The organism is Streptomyces sp. NPDC056883, from assembly GCF_042788835.1.
In the GTDB taxonomy this organism is placed as follows: Bacteria; Actinomycetota; Actinomycetes; order Streptomycetales; family Streptomycetaceae; genus Streptomyces; species Streptomyces stoeckheimensis.
Genome location: NZ_JBHUBS010000033.1, coordinates 1 through 18,776 on the forward strand (window position 1 = coordinate 1; position 18,776 = coordinate 18,776).

Annotated in this window: 16 protein-coding genes, 3 tRNA genes and 1 pseudogene; 12 read left to right on the forward strand and 8 right to left on the reverse strand. The window is 71.7% G+C overall.

From position 1 onward, the window contains the following. The 5 genes and pseudogenes from ACFRU2_RS40430 to ACFRU2_RS40450 form a co-directional block, all read left to right on the forward strand. A pseudogene (locus ACFRU2_RS40430) lies at window positions 1-717 on the forward strand (DNA polymerase III subunit gamma and tau); the annotation flags it as partial. Window positions 718-777: 60 nt separating this feature from the next. Next, window positions 778-2,031, forward strand: a complete 1,254-nt coding sequence (gene purD / locus ACFRU2_RS40435; RefSeq protein WP_382981325.1) for a phosphoribosylamine--glycine ligase — start codon at window positions 778-780, stop codon at window positions 2,029-2,031. A gap of 319 nt (window positions 2,032-2,350) precedes the next feature. Continuing rightward, on the forward strand, window positions 2,351-3,976 hold the full coding sequence (locus ACFRU2_RS40440; protein ID WP_382981326.1) for a hypothetical protein: 1,626 nt from the start codon (window positions 2,351-2,353) through the stop codon (window positions 3,974-3,976). Window positions 3,977-4,141: 165 nt separating this feature from the next. Beyond that, window positions 4,142-5,629 (forward strand): N,N-dimethylformamidase beta subunit family domain-containing protein, encoded by a 1,488-nt coding sequence (locus ACFRU2_RS40445; RefSeq protein ID WP_382981327.1) that lies wholly within the window; start codon window positions 4,142-4,144, stop codon window positions 5,627-5,629. A 77-nt stretch (window positions 5,630-5,706) separates the two neighbouring features. Next, window positions 5,707-6,609, forward strand: a complete 903-nt coding sequence (locus tag ACFRU2_RS40450) for a phosphoribosylaminoimidazolesuccinocarboxamide synthase (RefSeq protein ID WP_382981328.1) — start codon at window positions 5,707-5,709, stop codon at window positions 6,607-6,609. Between the two features lie 122 nt (window positions 6,610-6,731). Here ACFRU2_RS40450 and ACFRU2_RS40455 read toward each other — a convergent pair. From ACFRU2_RS40455 to ACFRU2_RS40480, 6 genes are all read right to left on the reverse strand, one after another. After that, window positions 6,732-6,804: transfer RNA gene (locus ACFRU2_RS40455), tRNA-Gly, on the reverse strand. Window positions 6,805-6,828: 24 nt separating this feature from the next. Further along, window positions 6,829-7,440 carry a response regulator gene (locus ACFRU2_RS40460; RefSeq protein WP_382981329.1) on the reverse strand — a complete coding sequence of 204 codons (612 nt, stop codon included), beginning with the start codon at window positions 7,438-7,440 and terminating at the stop codon, window positions 6,829-6,831. Next, window positions 7,437-8,681, reverse strand: a complete 1,245-nt coding sequence (locus tag ACFRU2_RS40465) for a sensor histidine kinase (protein WP_382981330.1) — start codon at window positions 8,679-8,681, stop codon at window positions 7,437-7,439. Before ACFRU2_RS40465 ends, ACFRU2_RS40460 begins: the two co-directional genes overlap by 4 nt. A 140-nt stretch (window positions 8,682-8,821) precedes the next feature. After that, window positions 8,822-8,894 (reverse strand) — tRNA-Gly (locus tag ACFRU2_RS40470). A gap of 78 nt (window positions 8,895-8,972) precedes the next feature. Next, a tRNA-Gly gene (locus ACFRU2_RS40475) sits at window positions 8,973-9,044 on the reverse strand. An 86-nt stretch (window positions 9,045-9,130) separates the two neighbouring features. Continuing rightward, window positions 9,131-9,448: an Lsr2 family protein gene (locus ACFRU2_RS40480; RefSeq protein WP_274548396.1), complete on the reverse strand. Its 318-nt coding sequence runs from the start codon at window positions 9,446-9,448 to the stop codon at window positions 9,131-9,133. A 356-nt stretch (window positions 9,449-9,804) separates the two neighbouring features. On the opposite strand from ACFRU2_RS40480, the gene purS reads away from it, so the two are divergent. The 6 genes from purS to ACFRU2_RS40510 all read left to right on the forward strand — a co-directional run bounded on the left by purS (window position 9,805) and on the right by ACFRU2_RS40510 (window position 15,333). Beyond that, window positions 9,805-10,056: a phosphoribosylformylglycinamidine synthase subunit PurS gene (gene purS, locus ACFRU2_RS40485; protein ID WP_008740952.1), complete on the forward strand. Its 252-nt coding sequence runs from the start codon at window positions 9,805-9,807 to the stop codon at window positions 10,054-10,056. 2 nt (window positions 10,057-10,058) lie between these two features. Continuing rightward, the gene (gene purQ, locus ACFRU2_RS40490; protein WP_250751956.1) at window positions 10,059-10,739 is read left to right on the forward strand and encodes a phosphoribosylformylglycinamidine synthase subunit PurQ; all 681 of its coding nucleotides are present in this window, start codon (window positions 10,059-10,061) and stop codon (window positions 10,737-10,739) included. After that, on the forward strand, window positions 10,736-12,985 hold the full coding sequence (gene purL, locus ACFRU2_RS40495) for a phosphoribosylformylglycinamidine synthase subunit PurL (protein ID WP_382981331.1): 2,250 nt from the start codon (window positions 10,736-10,738) through the stop codon (window positions 12,983-12,985). The genes purQ and purL overlap by 4 nt, the downstream gene beginning before the upstream one ends. Before the next feature lie 101 nt (window positions 12,986-13,086). Then, window positions 13,087-13,641: a hypothetical protein gene (locus ACFRU2_RS40500; RefSeq protein WP_382981332.1), complete on the forward strand. Its 555-nt coding sequence runs from the start codon at window positions 13,087-13,089 to the stop codon at window positions 13,639-13,641. A gap of 34 nt (window positions 13,642-13,675) precedes the next feature. Continuing rightward, on the forward strand, window positions 13,676-14,467 hold the full coding sequence (locus ACFRU2_RS40505; protein WP_382981333.1) for a sterol carrier family protein: 792 nt from the start codon (window positions 13,676-13,678) through the stop codon (window positions 14,465-14,467). Between the two features lie 38 nt (window positions 14,468-14,505). Continuing rightward, window positions 14,506-15,333: an META domain-containing protein gene (locus ACFRU2_RS40510; RefSeq protein ID WP_382981334.1), complete on the forward strand. Its 828-nt coding sequence runs from the start codon at window positions 14,506-14,508 to the stop codon at window positions 15,331-15,333. Between the two features lie 75 nt (window positions 15,334-15,408). On the opposite strand, the gene ACFRU2_RS40515 is transcribed toward ACFRU2_RS40510, so the two are convergent. Both ACFRU2_RS40515 and ACFRU2_RS40520 read right to left on the reverse strand, forming a co-directional pair. Beyond that, the gene (locus ACFRU2_RS40515; RefSeq protein WP_382981335.1) at window positions 15,409-16,842 is read right to left on the reverse strand and encodes a sulfatase; all 1,434 of its coding nucleotides are present in this window, start codon (window positions 16,840-16,842) and stop codon (window positions 15,409-15,411) included. A gap of 139 nt (window positions 16,843-16,981) precedes the next feature. After that, window positions 16,982-17,077, reverse strand: a complete 96-nt coding sequence (locus ACFRU2_RS40520; RefSeq protein ID WP_323187867.1) for a putative leader peptide — start codon at window positions 17,075-17,077, stop codon at window positions 16,982-16,984. Window positions 17,078-17,236: 159 nt separating this feature from the next. Here ACFRU2_RS40520 and purF point away from each other — a divergent pair, with 159 nt between their 5' ends. After that, window positions 17,237-18,754 carry an amidophosphoribosyltransferase gene (purF, locus tag ACFRU2_RS40525; RefSeq protein ID WP_382981336.1) on the forward strand — a complete coding sequence of 506 codons (1,518 nt, stop codon included), beginning with the start codon at window positions 17,237-17,239 and terminating at the stop codon, window positions 18,752-18,754. Window positions 18,755-18,776 lie beyond the last annotated feature (22 nt).

The window sequence follows — 18,776 nt, forward strand, 5'->3', positions numbered from 1 at the left end:
CCCGCAGCCGCCCCGGCGGCAGCTGCCCAGGCCCCCGCGGCCCCGCCCGCCGCCGCGCCCGCCGCCCCGGCCCCCGGCATGGCCGCCGGCGCCGGGCAGATCCAGGCCATGTGGCCGGCCGTGCTGGACGCCGTGAAGAACCGCCGCCGCTTCACCTGGATCCTGCTCAGCCAGAACGCCCAGGTGGCCGGCTTCGACGGCACCACCCTCCAACTCGGCTTCCCCAACGCCGGAGCCCGCGACAACTTCGCGAGCAGCGGCAGCGAGGACGTGCTCAAGGCGGTGCTCGCCGAGCAGTTCCAGGTCACCTGGAAGATCGAGGCCGTGGTCGGCGGGGGAGCCCAGCCCTTGGCCCCCGTGTCCGGGTCCTCGTACGGCGCTCCGGCCGCGCCCGCCTACAACCAGCCGCCGGCCCAGCAGGCCCCGCAGCAGAACCAGCAGGCGTACCAGCAGCCCCAACAGGCGCAGCAGCCCCCGCAGAACCAGCAGGCGTACCAGCAGCAGCCGCAACAGTCCCAGCAGCCTCAGCAGCAGTCGTACCAGCAGCAGCAGTCCCAGCAGCACCAGCCGACCCACCAGGCGCCCCCGCCGGTCGCCCCCGAGGACGACATCGCGGAGGCCGACGACCCGGACCTCGTCGACACCGCACTGAGCGGACACGACCTGATCGTGCGCGAGCTCGGAGCCACCGTTGTAGAGGAATATACGAACGAATAGGGGGTCCGGCTTGGGTGCCCGCACGAAGGGCACCCGGGAACGCGGGCTAGTCTTCATGGCGTGAAGGTCCTCGTCATCGGCGGCGGCGCCCGCGAACATGCCCTGTGCCGCTCTCTGTCCCTCGATTCCGACGTCAACGCGCTGTACTGCGCTCCCGGCAACGCCGGCATCGCCGAGGTGGCCGAGCTCCGCCCCGTCGACCCGCTCGACGGCGAAGCCGTCGCCCGCCTCGCCACCGAGCTCCGCGCCGACCTGGTCGTCGTCGGCCCGGAGGCCCCGCTCGTCGCCGGAGTCGCCGACGCCGTGCGCGCGGTGGGCATCCCCGTCTTCGGCCCGTCCGGCGAAGCCGCGCAGCTGGAGGGTTCCAAGGCCTTCGCCAAGGACGTGATGGCGGCCGCCGGAGTCCCGACGGCCCGCAGCTACGTGTGCACCACCCCCGAAGAGGTGGACGAGGCCCTCGACGCCTTCGGCGCCCCGTACGTGGTCAAGGACGACGGCCTCGCCGCCGGCAAGGGCGTCGTGGTCACCGACGACCGGGCCGCCGCCCGCGCCCACGCGCTGGGCTGCGACCGCGTGGTCATCGAGGAGTTCCTCGACGGTCCCGAGGTCTCCCTCTTCGCCATCACCGACGGCGTCACCGTGCTGCCGCTCCAGCCCGCGCAGGACTTCAAGCGCGCGCTCGACGGCGACGCGGGCCCCAACACCGGCGGCATGGGCGCGTACTCGCCCCTCCCCTGGGCCGACCCGAAGCTCGTCGACGAGGTCATGGCCTCCGTCCTGCAGCCGACCGTGGACGAGCTGCGCCACCGCGGCACCCCCTTCTCCGGGCTGCTCTACGCGGGCCTCGCGATCACCTCGCGCGGCGTGCGGGTCATCGAGTTCAACGCCCGCTTCGGCGACCCCGAGACCCAGGTGGTCCTGGCCCGGCTGCGCACCCCGCTCGCGAGCGTGCTGCTGGGCTCCGCCAACGGCACCCTGGACACCCTGCCCCCGCTCAGCTGGCGCGAGGACGCGGCCGTCACCGTGGTCATCGCCTCGCACAACTACCCGGAGACCCCGCGCACCGGGGACCCCATCACGGGCCTGGCCGAGGTGGCCGAGCTGGACGCCCCGTACGCGTACGTCCTGCACGCCGGGACCCGTACCGAGGGCGACGCCGTCGTCAGCGCGGGTGGACGCGTGCTGTCGGTGACGGCGACCGGTTCCGATCTGGCGGAGGCCCGCGACAGGGCGTATAAGGCGGTCGCGCGGATCGGGCTCGACGGTTCGCAGTACCGCACGGACATCGCGGCGAAGGCCGCAGAACAGCGCTGAACAGCCCTGAAGGTCGCTGATCAGCGGGATTTCACGGAAGCGGGCCCGGTGCGCACTCGGTGCGGCCGGGCCCGCGTGCATGCTCGCGTGCGAGTGCATCCGGCCGCGTTCGAACGCACCCAGCTTTACCCAAAGCCATTCCATCGGGTGATCGTCACCCGGTCTGCCTGACGGCCGCCCGTGTCCCAACTATGGTGCGGCGCAAGCATTCCGGCTCTCATTCCGGCACATGGCCCACCGGCATTGCGATGTCAGTGGGCGGTGTCACAGTGGGGGAGTGAGCAACGCCGCCGCATGGCAGAGGGGGTGAGGTCCGGCCGTGTCCGGAACCGGTTCGATCGCTGAAGTGGGTACGCCGTCCGCGCGTTCCCGTGCCTTGGCCGTGCTGCGTGTGCGCAGCAGGGCGCTGGCCGTCGGGCTGCTGCCCGCCGCCGTGGCCGTGGTGCTGGTGAGCGCCCGTACGACGGGCCGGCTCGCCGGTGACCCCTGGCCCGCCGTGACCCTCGCCGTGTGCGCCGTCGCCGCCTTCGTCCTGCTCGTCGGCGGGATCTTCGCCGCCGTCGTGCTGCGGGCGAGCCCCGCCATGACCCCGACCGTGCCGCTGTCGGAGTCCGCCGCCCCCGATCTCTACCGGCTCGTACGGGACCTGGCGGACCGGATGGACGTTCCGGCGCCCTCCGCGATAGCCCTGACCCCCGACTGCGACAGCTGGCTGGAGGACCGCACGCACGCGGCGCACCGCCGTGCCCGCGGCCGCACGGCCATATCCGGTGGGGCCGCCGGAGCCGGTGGCCCGGAGTCCGAGCCCGGCGCCGCCCCGGTGCTGGTGATCGGCTCGCCGTTCCTGTGGTGGATGAGGGTCGCCGAGCTCCGGGCCGTCCTCGCGCCCGTCGTCGCCGGTACCGGCCCCTCCGCGCACCCGGACATAGCCGACGCACGTGGATTCGTACGGGGCCTGGACGCCGCCGTGGACGTGGGCGGCCGGCGCTTCCTCGGCTGGATCGCCGCCCCCGCCCGGCTGCTGCTGCGGCTGTGCCGGGTGGACGCCGCCGAGATGGAGCGCGGGGTCGCCGCCGCCGCATCGGACCGTGCACAGGGTGTGGACTACGCACTGCGCATCGTCGCCCAGGAACAGGTCGGGCTGGCGTACGCCGGCTGGGACCGCCTGCTGACCCGCGTCGCCCTGCCCGCCTGGCGGATGGGCCGCTGGCCGGCGCACCTGGACGCGGGCGTCGTCTCCGCACTGACCGAGCTGTCCCGGCGCGACCGGCTGGCCGACGGGTTCACCTCGCGCCTGGGCGAGCGCCCGGCGTGCGATCTGCTGGACCAGCCGGGTGCGGTGGACGAGGCCGCCTCGCTGCTGGCCGCGCGGCTGTTCCACGGCGGACCGGCCGAAGCCGGTCCGGACTGGTCGCCGGTGGACTGGGCGGCCTATCCGGAGGAGGTCGTCGACCGCAAGTGGCGCACGGAGGCGGCCCGCCTGCTGGCCGCCCTGGACGCGCTGTCGGCCCCGTCGGTGCCCGCCGCCTCCACGGTGGAGCGGGTGCTGACCTATCTCGCTGCCGGCGCCGATGCCGACGCCGATGCCCTGGCGGGCCGGCTGAGCGGTGATCTGGCGCGAGAGGCCGTCCCCGCCGTGGCGGCCGCCGCCGCGGGCCGCGGGGCCGACGCGCTGCCGCTGTTCCCGCTGGAGGCTCCGCGCAGCGGGCGGGACCTGCTGGCGGACCACGTCGTGGCGCTGGTGTGCTGCGCCGCGGTCGACTCCGCGGGAGGCGAGCCCGGGCTGGACTGGCTGGACGGGCCGGTCCTGCTGGTGGCCGGGGTGCGGCGGGCCGATCTCGCCGGACCGGTGCTGTCGCTCGTGGAGGACCGGGACCCCGGCCCGCTCCGGGACTGGCTCGCGGAGGTCGGCGTACGTCCGGAGAAGCCGGTCCGCCTGGTCTAGCCCCGCGGGCCTCGCTGGGCCCCCTGGCCCCTCCGGCCCCGGGGCCGGGCTCCGTCGGGATCCCCGGTGAAGTTTTCGCGACGAACGGTGACGGAGTGCGTGCGTTATGTGATGTGCTGGGGACCGGTCGCGGCGTTCGGGGGAGCGAGGGAGGGGAGCAGCGGTATGGGTGCGGAGCAGATCAGGCGTTGGGAGTCGGGTGCGCTCGCGCACGCGGTGACCGATCCCTTCGGCCAGGGCCCCCTGCCGTGGTTCCGGGGGAGCGAGCTCTACTACGACGACAACGGGCAGGTCGTGCCCTGGTACGTGGACCCGGCCGTGGCCGCCGGTCCGGGGCAGCAGATCCCCCGCGCCCGTGGCGCGGGCGGCCCCCGCACCGCCGACGACGTGCACCGGCAGATCAAGGGGTTCGCCTCCACCGGAGCCGTCACGCCCGGTGAGGCCATCGATTTCCACATCACCGTGGACCCGCCCCAGCAGTTCTCCGTGGACGTCTACCGCATCGGGCACTACGGCGGCGACGGCGCCTCCAAGATCACCACCAGTCCCCGGCTCTCCGGCATCGTCCAGCCCGCACCCCTGACCGCCGACCGCACCGTCTCCTGCCACCACTGGTGGCTGTCCTGGCGGCTCCAGGTCCCCTCGTACTGGAGCATCGGCGCCTACGTGGCGGTCCTGACGACCGCCGACGGATACCGCTCGCACATCCCCTTCACGGTGCGCGACGACCACCCGGCCGATCTGCTGCTCCTGCTGCCCGACATCACCTGGCAGGCCTACAACCTCTACCCGGAGGACGGCAGAACGGGCGCGAGCCTCTACCACGCCTGGGACGAGGAGGGGCGGCTGCTCGGCGAGCGCGATGCCGCCATCACCGTCTCCTTCGACCGCCCCTACGCCGGCGCGGGCCTGCCCCTGCACGTGGGCCACGCCTACGACTTCATCCGCTGGGCCGAGCGCTACGGCTACGACCTGGCCTACGCCGACGCCCGCGACCTGCACGCCGGCCGCGTGGACCCCACCCGCTACCGGGGCCTGGTCTTCCCCGGTCACGACGAGTACTGGTCCGGTCCCATGCGCCGCACGGTCGAGCGCGCCCGCGACCACGGGACCTCGCTCGTCTTCCTCTCGGCCAACACCATGTACTGGCAGGTCGAGCTCTCCCCCTCGCCCTCCGGAGTCGACGACCGGCTCCTCACCTGTCGAAAACGCCGCGGTCCGGGCCGCCCCACCCTCTGGCGCGAGGTGGACCGCCCGGAGCAGCAACTGCTCGGCATCCAGTACGCGGGACGGGTCCCCGAGCCCGCTCCGCTCATCGTGCGCAATGCCACGCACTGGCTCTGGGACTCCACCGGAGCCGCCGAGAACGACGAACTGCCCGGCCTGGTCGCGGGCGAGGCCGACCGGTACTTCCCGCGCACGCAGCTCCCCGAGCACCAGAGCCGGATCCTGCTCGCGCACTCCCCGTACGAGGACGGCGACGGCCACCGCCGCCACCAGGAGACCTCCCTCTACCGGGCCCCCAGCGGCGCGCTGGTCTTCGCGTCCGGCACCTTCGCCTGGTCCCCGGCCCTCGACCGCCCCGGGCACGTGGACGAGCGGGTCCAGCGGGCGACCGCCAATCTCCTCGACCGGATCTGCAAGAGGGACTGACCGGACCCGTTGTCCGCGGTCGTGGTCAGGTGCGGGAGAATGGGCCGCGCGCTCGTACAGAACCACAGGGAGACTCCGTGCCCGGATTCGTCGAAAAGCCCGAGCCGGTCCAGGTGCCCGGCCTCGTCCACCTCCACACCGGCAAGGTCCGCGACCTCTACCGCGACGAGGACGGCCATCTCGTCATGGTCGCCAGCGACCGCATCTCCGCCGCCGACTGGGTGCTGCCCACCGAGATCCCGGACAAGGGCCGGATCCTGACCCAGCTCTCCCTGTGGTGGTTCGACCAGCTCGCGGACCTCGTCCCGAACCACGTCATCAGCACCGAGCTGCCCGCCGGCGCCCCCGCCGACTGGGCCGGCCGCGCCCTGGTCTGCCAGAACCTCGACATGGTCCCCGTCGAGTGCGTGGCCCGCGGCTACCTGACCGGCTCGGGCCTCGCCGAGTACGTGAAGACCTGTACGGTCTGCGGACTGGCCCTGCCCGAGGGCCTGGTCGACGGCTCCGAGCTGCCCGCCCCGATCTTCACCCCGGCCGCCAAGGCCGAGGTTGGCGAGCACGACGAGAACGTCTCCTACGAGGAGGTCGCGCGGACCCAGGGCGCCGAGACGGCCGCCCTGCTGCGCCAGACCACCCTCGCCGTGTACGGCCGGGCCCGGGACATCGCCCGTGACCGCGGGATCATCCTGGCGGACACCAAGTTCGAGTTCGGCTTCGACAAGGACGGCAACCTGGTCGCCGCCGACGAGGTGCTGACCCCGGACTCCTCGCGCTTCTGGCCGGCCGACCTGTGGGAGCCGGGCCACGCCCAGCCGTCCTTCGACAAGCAGTACGTCCGCGACTGGCTGTCCTCCCCGGCCTCCGGCTGGGACTCCAAGGGCGAACTCCCGCCGCCCGCCCTCCCGCAGGAGGTCGTGGAGCAGACCCGCTCCCGCTACGTCGAGGCCTACGAGCGCCTCACCGGCCAGACCTGGGCCTGAGGCGAGAACGGTGAAGGGGCCCCGGAAACGGGGCCCCTTCATCATGCGGCCAGGTCCGGAAACGAAACGGGTCCGGAAACGAAAGAAGCCCCGGTCCGAGGACCGGGGCTTCTTCACTACTGAGCGGACAACGCGACTCGAACGCGCGACATCCACCTTGGCAAGGTGGTGCTCTACCAACTGAGCTATGTCCGCAGGTGCGCCGTAGCGCGAGAACTACTATACCCAACCCCGGGCCCGTGCGAGACGCACTGCCGTGTGCCGGTTCTCGGCGCCCAGCTTGGTGGCCGCCGAGGACAGGTAGTTCCGTACCGTCCCCGGGGACAGCGAGGCCCGCTCCGCGATCTCCGCGATCGGCGCCCCGTCCCCCGCCAGTTCCAGTACCTCGGCCTCGCGGGCGGTCAGCGGGGAGTCGCCCGCGCTGATCGCGTCGGCCGCCAACTCCGGGTCCACGTAACGGCCTCCGGCGTGCACGGTACGGATCAGCTCGGCCAGCCGCTGCGCCGAAACGGTCTTCGGCGCGAAGGCCCGTACGCCCGCCTCGAGGGCCCGCTTCAGGTGTCCGGGCCGCCCGTGGCTGGTCACGATCATGGTCTTGCAGTCGGGGAGTTCGGCCCGCAGGGATGTGGCCACGCTCACACCGTCGGCCCCCGGCATCTGCAGGTCCAGCACCGCCACGTCGGGCCGGTGGGCCCGCGCCATTGCGAGGGCCTCCGGCCCCGAGGCGGCCTCGGCGACGACCAGCAGATCGTCCTCCAGCCCCAGCAGCGCGGCCAGCGCGCCCCGGATCAGATGCTCGTCGTCGGCCAGCAGTACGCGTACGGGGCTCATGCCCGCGCCTCCAGTTCTCGGATCGGACCGGCCGCCTGGCCGGGGATCTGCGCCCGCAGCCGGAACCGGCCGCCGTCCACCGGACCGGCCTCCAGCGTGCCGTCCAGCACCGCGAGCCGTTCCCGCAGGCCCGCGAGCCCCGAGCCCGGCGGCCCGGCCGGGGCCTTGGGGGCCCCGTCGTTCTCCACGACCAGCGTGAGCGCGCCCGAGGGGGCGGCCGTCAGCCGGATCACGCAGCTGCGGGCGTCGCCGTGCCGCAGTACGTTCGTCGTCGCCTCGCGCACCACCCAGCCGAGCGCCGACTGGGCCTCGGCGGGCAGCTCGCGGCCCTGTTCGTACTCGACGAGGCAGTCCATCCCGGCCGCGTGCAGGACCCCGCGCGCGCCTTCCAGCTCGACCGCGAGATTGGCCTCGCGGTAGCCGCGGACCACGTCGCGGACCTCCTTCTGGGACTCCCGGGCGATCCGTTGCACCTCGATCATCTGGTCGATGGCCTCGGGGCGTTCGCGCCGCGCGAGCTGCACGGCCAGCTCGCTCTTGAGGGCGATCACCGCCAGGTTGCGGCCCATCACGTCGTGCAGGTCCCGGCCGAACCGCAGCCGCTCCTCCGCCACCGCGAGCTGCGCCTGGACCTCGCGGGCCCGGTCCAGCTCGTACACGGCGTCGAGCAGCCAGCCGGAGAACCCGCAGGCCGCGCAGATCAGGGCGCTGGTCAGCAGCACCCCGACGGCCAGCCCCGCGGACTCGGCGGCCGGGACCCCGAAGGCGAGGTACGCCAGGCCGGCGAAGGCGGCCGCGGCCGGGGCCACGTAGCGCATCTGCCGGACCTTGCGCAGGCACAGGACGAGCGTGCCGGCGGCGAAGCAGGTCATGCCGGCGACGAGGGCCGGGGCCGCCGCCGGGTCGCCGGTGAGGCCGGCCGCGCGCAGGCCGAGCACCCCCAGGGCGGTGACGGCGGTCAGGGAGGTGACGACGACCGCGAGCCGTACCGGGCGCTCGCGCCGGCCCAGGATCCAGTCGAGCGACCGGGAGGAGAGGAAGCCGACGAGCACGGAGTGCGCGATCACCGTCAGGAAGAGGAGGACCGGCACCCACGCCGAGCCCTCTCCGGTCCCCGACCCGAGCGCGGCCAGTCCGATCGACAGGATCTCGAGGACCACGAAGAAGTGGAACGACCAGCGCGTGTACAGCTCGACCTTCCCCGCGCTGCTGCGGTTCTTCCACCAGCCGCTGAGTTTCATGGGCCCAGTCTCGCGGGCTCCGGGCCGGCGAGGCCATGACACCTGTCATGGATCCCGGAGCTGTGACATCGGAGCCGTCACATGAGATAACCGGGCATACGACAAAGGCCCCGGTCATTGACCGGGGCCTTCATACGCTGAGCGGACGACGCGACTCGAACGCGCGACATCCACCTTGGCAAGGTGGTGCTCTACCAACTGAGCTACGTCCGCATGCTTCTCACGACAAACTGCCGTGCGATGCGTGCATCACTCTACCTGATCCACAACCGTGGTCGGTAAAGCGAGCAGAGCGGGTGACAGGGATCGCACACTGCGCCTTCCTCCTGGAAGGAGGATGTTCTGCTACTGAACTACACCCGCACGACTTCGGGGTCCGGCCTGCGGCCGCGCCCCTTGGCGTGATCCACACACTAGCGGACCGCAGGGGGTGGATGGCAAATCGGCTCTCAGTGAGCGGCGTTGTACTCCTCGTAGACCTTCTTGGGGATCCGCCCGCGCGGCGGGACGTCGAGCTGGTTGGAGCGGGCCCAGGCCCGGACGACCGCCGGGTCGGGGGCGATGGAGGTGTGCTTGAAGGCCTTCCCGGAGCGGGCCTGCCGGCGGCCCGCGGCCACGAAGGGGGCGAGGCTCTTCCGCAGTTTCTTTGCGTTGGCCACATTGAGGTCGATCTCGTACGACTTACCGTCCAGCCCGAAGACGACCGTTTCCGATGCATCTCCGCCATCGATGTCGTCGGAGATCGTGACTACTACGCGCTGCGCCACGGATATCGGTCCCTTCGTGCGACGCCGCTCCCGCTTGACGTGCGCGGACGGAGCGGTGATGTCGCCTGTGTGGATGTTTCGGAGGAATGCATCTTTCTGGCATCGCCGTGCACCGAAAAATGCCGGGGCAACGGAGGAATCCTTTGTACCCCGATTCTCATTGCATTGCGAAGCCCAGTTAATTATCTCCGCGTGTCCCGCCGCAATGCCGGGCGCGTGGTTTTCCGGGGGATTTTGCGAAGCGTTGGTGAAGCCGAAACGGCGTGGAGGATCATACAAGAGAGATATCTACCCGCGTAGAAATTTCCTCCAGGTACGCTGAGGGAACCGCCTTCGCACCAACCACCTCATCGGGAGTGCCAGTGGCACGCGTCGTAGTCGACGTCATGCTCAAGCCGGAGATCCTCGACCCCCAGGGCCAGGCGGTGCAGCGTGCACTGCCGCGCCTGGGCTTCGAAGGGATCGCCGACGTCCGCCAGGGGAAGCGCTTCGAACTGGAGGTGGAGGGACCGGTCGACCAGGCCGCCCTCGACCGCATCCACAAGATGGCCGAAACCTTCCTCGCCAACACCGTCATCGAAGACTTCACCGTGAAGGTCGAGGCCTGACGGTGACCACTCGCATCGGAGTCGTCACGTTCCCCGGAACGCTCGACGACCGTGACTCGCTGCGCGCCGTGCGCCTCGCGGGAGCCGAGCCCGTATCGCTCTGGCACCGCGACAAGGACCTCCACCAGGTCGACGCGGTCGTCCTCGCGGGCGGCTTCTCCTACGGGGACTACCTGCGCGCCGGAGCCATCTCCCGCTTCTCGCCGGTGATGGAGAGCATCATCGAGCAGGCCAAGGGCGGCATGCCCGTCCTCGGCATCTGCAACGGCTTCCAGATCCTCACCGAGGCCCACCTGCTGCCGGGGGCGATGCTCCGCAACAACCACCTGCACTTCATCTGCCGCGACCAGAAGCTGCGGGTGGAGAACGCGGAGACCGCCTGGACCGGTGACTACACCGCCGGCGAGGAGATCTCCGTACCGCTCAAGAACATGGACGGCCGCTACGTGGCCGACGAGCGGGTGCTGGACGAACTGGAGGCCGAAGGCCGCGTGGCCTTCCGGTACGTGGACGTCAACCCGAACGGGTCGCTGCGCGACATCGCCGGCATCACCAACGCCGCGGGCAACGTCGTCGGCCTCATGCCGCACCCCGAGCACGCGGTCGAGCCGCTGATCGGGACGGGCCGCACCGACGGCCTCCCGTTCTTCACCTCGGTCCTGAAGAAGCTGGTCAGCGCATGAGCCTCGACACCGTCAAGAACGCCACCGAGACCCCGGACGCCTCCCAGCCCTGGAAGGAACTCGGCCTCAAGGAGGACGAGTACGCCCGGATCCGCGAGATCCTCGACCGCCGTCCCACCGGCGCCGAGCTCGCCATGTACTCCGTCATGTGGTCCGAGCACTGCTCGTACAAGAGCAGCAAGGTCCACCTGAAGCAGTTCGGCGAGAAGGTCCCGCAGAACGACGCCATGCTCGTCGGCATCGGCGAGAACGCCGGAGTCGTCGACGTCGGCCAGGGTTACGCGGTCACCTTCAAGGTCGAGTCGCACAACCACCCCTCGTACATCGAGCCCTACCAGGGCGCGGCCACCGGCATCGGCGGCATCGTCCGCGACATCCTGGCCATGGGCGCCCGCCCGATCGCGGTCGTCGACCCGCTCCGCTTCGGCGCGGCCGACCACCCCGACACCAAGCGCGTCCTGCCGGGCGTCGTCGCGGGCATCGGCGGCTACGGCAACTGCCTCGGCCTGCCGAACATCGGCGGCGAGGTCGTCTTCGACGCCTGCTACCAGGGCAACCCCCTCGTCAACGCCGGCTGCATCGGCGTCATGAAGCACGAGGACATCCACCTCGCCAAGGCCTCCGGCCCGGGCAACAAGGTCATCCTCTACGGCGCCCGCACGGGCGGCGACGGCATCGGCGGCGTGTCCGTCCTCGCCTCGGAGACCTTCGACGACACGAAGCCGACCAAGCGTCCGGCGGTCCAGGTCGGCGACCCCTTCCAGGAGAAGCTCCTCATCGAGTGCACCCTGGAGATCTTCAAGGAGAAGCTGGTCGCGGGCATCCAGGACCTCGGCGGCGCCGGGCTCTCCTGCGCCACGAGCGAGCTGGCCTCCGCCGGCACCGGCGGCATGCGCGTCGACCTCGACACCGTTCCGCTGCGCGACGCGACGCTCTCGCCCGAGGAAATCCTCATGAGCGAGTCGCAGGAGCGCATGTGCGCGATCGTCGAACCGCAGTACGTGGACCGCTTCATGGAGATCTGCGAGAAGTGGGACGTCATCGCCACCGTCATCGGTGAGGTGACCGAGGGCGACCACCTGGAGATCTTCTGGCACGGCGAGCTCATCGTGGACGTGCCCCCGGGCACCGTCGCCCACGAGGGCCCGACCTACCACCGCCCGTACGCGCGCCCCTCCTGGCAGGACGCGCTGCAGGCCGACGACGCGGGCAAGCTGCCCCGCCCGCAGACCGGCGAGGAACTGCGCGCGCAGGTCCTGGCCCTGGTCTCGTCGCCGAACCAGGCGTCGAAGTCCTGGATCACCGACCAGTACGACCGCTTCGTCCAGGGCAACACGGTGCTCTCGCAGCCCGAGGACGCCGGCATGGTCCGCATCGACGAGGAGACCAACCTCGGCGTGGCCATGTCCACGGACGGCAACGGCCGCTACGCGAAGCTCGACCCCTACACGGGTGCGCAGCTGGCGCTGGCCGAGTCCTACCGCAACGTGGCCGCGACCGGCGCCAAGCCCCTCGCGATCTCCGACTGCCTGAACTTCGGCTCCCCCGAGGACCCGGACGTCATGTGGCAGTTCGCCGAGGCCACCCGCGGTCTCGCGGACGGCTGCCTGGAGCTGGGCACCCCGGTGACCGGCGGCAACGTCTCCCTCTACAACCAGACGGGCGACATCGCGATCCACCCGACCCCGGTCGTGGCGGTCCTCGGTGTGATCGACGACGTCAACCGCCGTACGCCGATGGCGTTCTCGGAGGCCGGCCAGCTGCTGTACCTGCTCGGCGACACCGCCGAGGAGTTCGGCGGCTCGGCCTGGTCCGAGGTGGTCCACCAGCACCTCGGCGGCATGCCGCCCAAGGTGGACCTGGGCCGCGAGAAGCTCCTCGCGGAGATCCTGATCTCGGCCTCGCGCGACGGCATGATCGACGCCGCGCACGACCTGTCCGACGGCGGCGTGATCCAGGCGCTCACCGAGTCCTGCCTGCGCGGCGGCAACGGTGCGCGGATCGTGGTGCCCGAGGCACTGGACGCCTTCACCTTCCTGTTCTCCGAGTCCGCGGGCCGGGCCATCGTGGCCGTCCCGCGCAGCGAGGAGCTCCGCTTCACCGACATGTGCGGTGCGCGGGGCCTGCCGGCGACCCGGATCGGTGTCGTGGACGGCGAGGAGATCGAGGTCCAGGGCGAGTTCACCCTCCCCCTGGCCGAGCTCCGCACCGCCCACGAAGGCACGATCCCGGCGCTGCTCGCCTGAGCCGGCGTTTCCCGAGCCCCCGTCCGGAACCTTTCCCGGGCGGGGGCTCGTCCGTTCCGGCAGGACGTCCGCACGGGCGGCGGCCGCGGGAAGGGGGACGGATGTCCGGGAACAGGGGCTGGAGGCTCGGTACGGGCGGCCGGGTCGGGCTGGCCGTGTGCGTGGCGGCTCTGGCGGTGGGCGGCTGGTTCGTCCACGGCGCGTACGTGATCCGCCAGGACAGCCGGGCGGAGATCACCGAGGCCTGCGGGGGGCTGGTGGACGCGGACGCGGTGATGCGGTTCGGCGGCGGCGGGCGGAAGGTGGATGCCACGGGCACGGCGGGCCACGGGTGCACGCTGAGCCGGGAGGTGACCTTCGAGGGGCAGAAGGGGATGGCGGACTACTTCTCGCTGGTGGTGGTCTCCTCCAAGGAGGCCGAGCCGGGCGGGAGCCGGTTCGAACTCGGGGTCCGCAGCGTCGAGGTGACCGCGAAGTGCGCCGACCCGGCCGCGTCCGCCGGGGTGACCTTCCTGCGGGTGACCGCCGTGCGTGAGGGCGACCGCGCACACCGAGGGGAGCCCGGGGCCCTGGCGGCGCTGGCCCGCGAAGCGGCCCTGCGCGCGGCGTCGAAGGCGGGCTGCGAGACCACCCTGCCGGCGGCTCCGACGGTCTGACGGCACGCGGCCCGGTCCGCGTAGGGTCGGCCCCATGCCGCCTGCCAAGAAGAAGCCGCGCACCTACGACCACGCCAGGACCCGTACGGCCGTCCTCGCGCAGTTCGGGCATGTACGGGACGCCGTACGGGAGTTGGACGCCGAGCAGCTCGCCCGCCCCAGCGGGGTCGGGGACTGGTCCGTCGCGGAGCTCGCCGCGCACATCGCGTGGATCGCCGACTCGCTGGCCGGCGGCCTCGCCCGGCCGCCCGCGGCCGTCGCCGAACTGTCGGCCGCCGAGTGGCCGTTCGCGACGGCCTCGCTCGCCGGGAAGATCGCGGAAGCCGCCAAGGAGACCCTGGAGGGCGCCCCGCTCGCCGAGCTCTACGACCGGGCCGGAGCCCGCCTGGCCGAGGCGCTCGACGCGAACCGGGGCAGCCGCGTGCTGGACCTGTGGATCGGGGCGATGACCCTGGCCGACTTCCTGGTCACCCGCACCGTCGAGCTCGTCGTGCACACCGACGACCTGCGCCGCGCCACCGGACTGGACATCCCCGTGGACCGCCAGGCCCTGGCCGCGTGCACCCGGCTGCTCGCCGACGCCCTCGCGCTCAAGGCTCCGGGCGGGGCGGTGGAGTTCCGGGTCCCGCCGTTCGCGGTGGTGCAGTGCGTCGAGGGGCCCCGGCACACCAGGGGCACCCCGCCGAACGTGGTGGAGACCGATCCACTGACCTGGATCCGGCTCGCCACCGGCCGTACGAGCTGGGCCGAAGCGCTGGACGGGGCCCAGGTCCGGGCCAGCGGCGAGCGCGCCGACCTCTCGGCGCTGCTCCCCCTGATGGGCTGATCCGGGAACCGGTTCGCGGCCGGCCGCGTCCCATCGGCATGCGTACGCTGCCGCTCCTTCCCGCCGCCCTGGTCGCCGTACTCGCGCTGTCCGCCACCGCCACCGCCTGTGGTGACGGCGGCGGGACGCCGGGGACGTCTCCCGGCCGCGGGTTCTCCGGATCCTGGTCGGTCGAGAGCCTGACCGTCGACGGCAAGGTGCTGCCGGCCCCGGCGGCAGCCCGGCTGTCGGTGGAACCCGGCAAGGGCCACGAGGCCGAGGCCACCGGCAACTACGGCTGCAACGGCTTCACCGCCGCGGTGGTCTTCGACTCGGCAGCCACCATGACCGTCTCGCCCGGCGCCCACACCGACATGGCCTGCCCCGACCTGCCGTTCGAGACGGCCTTCGCCAAGCTGTTCCGGGGCCCGCTGACCGTGGAACGGAGCCTGGAGAAGATCACGTTGAAGGCCCCGGACGGGAACGTGATCGCCCTGAGCTCGAAGCCCCCGGCGCCCGCCGCCCCGCTCCTCGCCACGCAGTGGACCGTCGACTCCCTGATCAAGGGCGAGACCGCCTCCTCGGTCCCGGCCGACGCCGAGGGCCGGGCCCGCTTCACCCTGGCCGCGGACGGGACGGTGAGCGGCAGCCTCGGCTGCAACCGCTTCAACGCGCCGGCCGCCGTCGAGGGCAACCGGCTCACCGTCGGCCCCCTCACCACCACCCGGATGGCCTGCGAGGGCGGCCCCGGCGAGCTCGAACGCACCCTCACCGCCCTCTTCGCCTCCGGCCCCCTCGACTGGAAGATCCAGGGCGACACCCTCACCCTCACGGCGACCGCTTCGGGCACCGCAATCACCGCGAAGGCGGCCTCGGCCGTCGAGTGAGCCGCCCCCATGCCGTCCACAGGCTGTGGATCCCGCCGGGGGACGACCTCGCCGGGAGCGCGGTACGGGCGGTGATCAGCCCGGGTACGGCAGCAGGCCCGCGTCCGTCTTCTCCCAGGCCGCGCGGAGTTCGGCCAGGCGGGCCGGGTCCAGGGCCGCCTTGTCGGCCTGCTCGCGGATGTCGCCGGCCAGGTTGAAGAGCTGGTCGCGGCCCGTCTTGCCGCGGTAGTACTTCCAGTCGCCGCGGCGCAGCGCCCGCTCCCCGCGGACCCGCCAGAACAGGTTGCGCTCGGCGGGCTTCTCGCCGCGCAGCAGGTAGCCGGCCAGGCTGACCCCGTCCAGCGGGTACGCCGGGTTCGCGCGGGTGCCCGCCAGTTCCAGCAGGGTGGCCGTCCAGTCGGGGGTGAAGACCGGCACGTGGCTGACCTGGCCGCCGTCGAGCCGGGCGGGCCAGCGGACGATGTTCGGGACGCGGATGCCGCCCTCCTGGAGGGAGGCCTTGTTGCCCGAGAGCGGCCAGTTGTGGGAGAAGCGCTCGCCGCCGTTGTCGCTGGAGAAGAAGACCAGGGTGTCCTCCTCCTGCCCGGAACGCTTCAGCGCCTTGAGCACCTCGCCGACCGAGCGGTCGAGGTCCTCCACCATCTGCTTGTACTTCTCGATCGAGCCGCCGTCCTGGTGCCACAGGGCCCGCCCGTCACCGGCCTTGATCCGGCGCGTGACCTCGGCGCTCGCCTCGGTGTCCCCGTCGGCGATCCACGGCCAGTGCGGGGTGGTGAAGTTGAGGTTCAGCAGCCACGGCTTGTCTCCGTGGTCGCGGGAGACGTACGTAGCTGCGCGCTCGGTCAGGATCCGCGTGTAGTAGCGCAGGTCCTTGTACTCGGCGTCGCCCTCGTAGAGGTCGTACTCCCCGCCCAGGCCCAGCTTGGAGTAGTACTCCAGGGCTCCGCCGAAGTTGCCGAAGAACTCGCCCCAGCCGGACTTGGTCGGGCTGTAGTCGGGCAGGTAGCCGCAGTGCCACTTGCCTATCAGCGCCGTCGCATAGCCGGAGTCGCGCAGCAGCGAGGCGAGCGTCGGGTGGGTCGGCTCCAGGCCCACCGTCTTGTCCGCGATGGGTTCGGCGAGCCCGCCCTTGGCGCGGCCCGGGTAGCGGCCGGTGTACAGGCTGAAGCGGGTCGGGGAGCAGGTCGCGGAGCCCGAATAGGCGTCGGTGAAGCGGACGCCCTGGCGGGCGAGCCGGTCCAGGTTCGGGGTCTTGATGTTCGGGGAGCCGTAGGAGGACAGGTCGGCCCAGCCGAGGTCGTCCCCGAGGATGAACAGGATGTTCGGGCGGCGGGAGCGGCGTCCCCGGTCGGCGCGGAACTCCCGTTCCTGCGGGCCGGCGTGCTGCGCTTCGGCGGGTGCCGCGTGGGCCGGGGCGGCGGCGCCCAGCCCCACCGCGGCGGCGGCCGCGGTCGCGCCGACCGCGCCGCCGAAGGCGCGCCGGGACAGGTTGGGTTCGTACGAGGTCACGGGTACTCCAGAGCAGGGCCCGCCGGCCGTCGGCGCGGTCCGGCTCCGGGCGGCGCGGGACGGCGCAGGGCACGGCGGAGCGGATGCGGACGGAAAGCGGCGGGGAAAGGCGAAAAAGAAAAGGAAAAGCGGCGTGTGACTACGCAGAACAGCGACAGATGGCGCTGGCGACACGGACGAGGTCCACGTGTCGGCGCGCGACGAGGGTGACGGTGCGGTCACCGAGAGGCTGCATGGGCCGGAGCTTGTACGAAACGACAGGCGGCTGTCAACCAGGGCAATCCGGATATTGAGACGACCGGCTTCCGAACAGGTTTCGTCACCCTGCGTGCTGTGACATTTCCCGGGCATCCCCAATTCGGACCAGTGGTCGATCTCGCCTACACTCGGGGGCGTGCCTCGTGGTGATGGACGACTCAACCACGACCTGCTCCCCGGCGAAAAGGGCCCCCAGGACGCTTGTGGCGTCTTCGGTGTCTGGGCTCCGGGTGAAGAGGTCGCCAAGCTCACCTACTTCGGACTGTATGCATTGCAGCACCGCGGACAAGAGTCCGCGGGCATCGCTGTGAGCAACGGTTCCCAGATCCTCGTCTTCAAGGACATGGGCCTCGTTTCCCAAGTCTTCGACGAAACCTCTCTCGGCTCGCTCCAGGGTCATATCGCGGTCGGTCACGCCCGCTACTCGACCACTGGTGCCTCCGTCTGGGAGAACGCTCAGCCGACCTTCCGTGCGACCGCCCACGGCTCCATTGCCCTGGGTCACAACGGCAACCTGGTGAACACCGCCGAGTTGGCCGAGATGGTCGCCGACCTCCCCCGTCAGGACGGCCGTGCCACCCAGGTGGCGGCCACCAACGACACCGACCTGGTCACCGCCCTGCTGGCCGGCCAGACGGACGACGACGGCAAGCCCCTGACCATCGAGGAGTCGGCCACCAAGGTCCTCCCGAAGGTGAAGGGCGCCTTCTCGCTCGTCTTCATGGACGAGGGCACGCTCTACACCGCCCGTGACCCGCAGGGCATCCGCCCGCTGGTCCTCGGCCGCCTGGAGCGCGGCTGGGTGGTGGCGAGCGAGACCGCCGCCCTGGACATCTGCGGCGCCAGCTTCGTCCGTGAGGTCGAGCCGGGCGAGCTGATCGCGATCGACGAGAACGGTCTCCGGACCTCTCGCTTCGCGGAAGCAAAGCCCAAGGGCTGTGTCTTCGAGTACGTCTACCTGGCGCGCCCGGACACCGACATCGCCGGCCGGAACGTCTACCTCTCGCGTGTCGAGATGGGACGGCGCCTGGCCAAGGAAGCCCCGGCCGAGGCCGACCTGGTGATATCGACGCCGGAGTCCGGGACGCCCGCCGCCGTCGGATACGCCGAAGCCAGCGGGATCCCGTACGGCGTCGGCCTGGTCAAGAACGCCTACGTGGGCCGGACCTTCATCCAGCCCTCGCAGACGATCCGCCAGCTCGGCATCCGCCTCAAGCTCAACCCCCTCAAGGAAGTCATCCGGGGCAAGCGCCTGGTGGTCGTCGACGACTCGATCGTCCGCGGCAACACCCAGCGCGCCCTGGTCAAGATGCTCCGCGAGGCCGGCGCGGCGGAGGTCCACATCCGGATCTCCTCGCCGCCGGTGAAGTGGCCGTGCTTCTTCGGCATCGACTTCGCCACCCGGGCCGAGCTGATCGCCAACGGCATGACGGTCGACGAGATCGCCACGTCGCTGGGCGCGGACTCGCTCTCGTACATCTCGCTCGACTCGATGATCGAGGCGACGACCATCCAGAAGCCCAACCTCTGCCGTGCCTGCTTCGACGGCGAGTACCCCATGGAGCTGCCCGACCCGCAGCTCCTGGGCAAGCAGCTCCTGGAGACGGAGCTGGCCGGCGGCACCGACGCCGCCGACGCCCTCCGGCGCCCGTAGGGCCCGAGGCAACGCCGCGGTA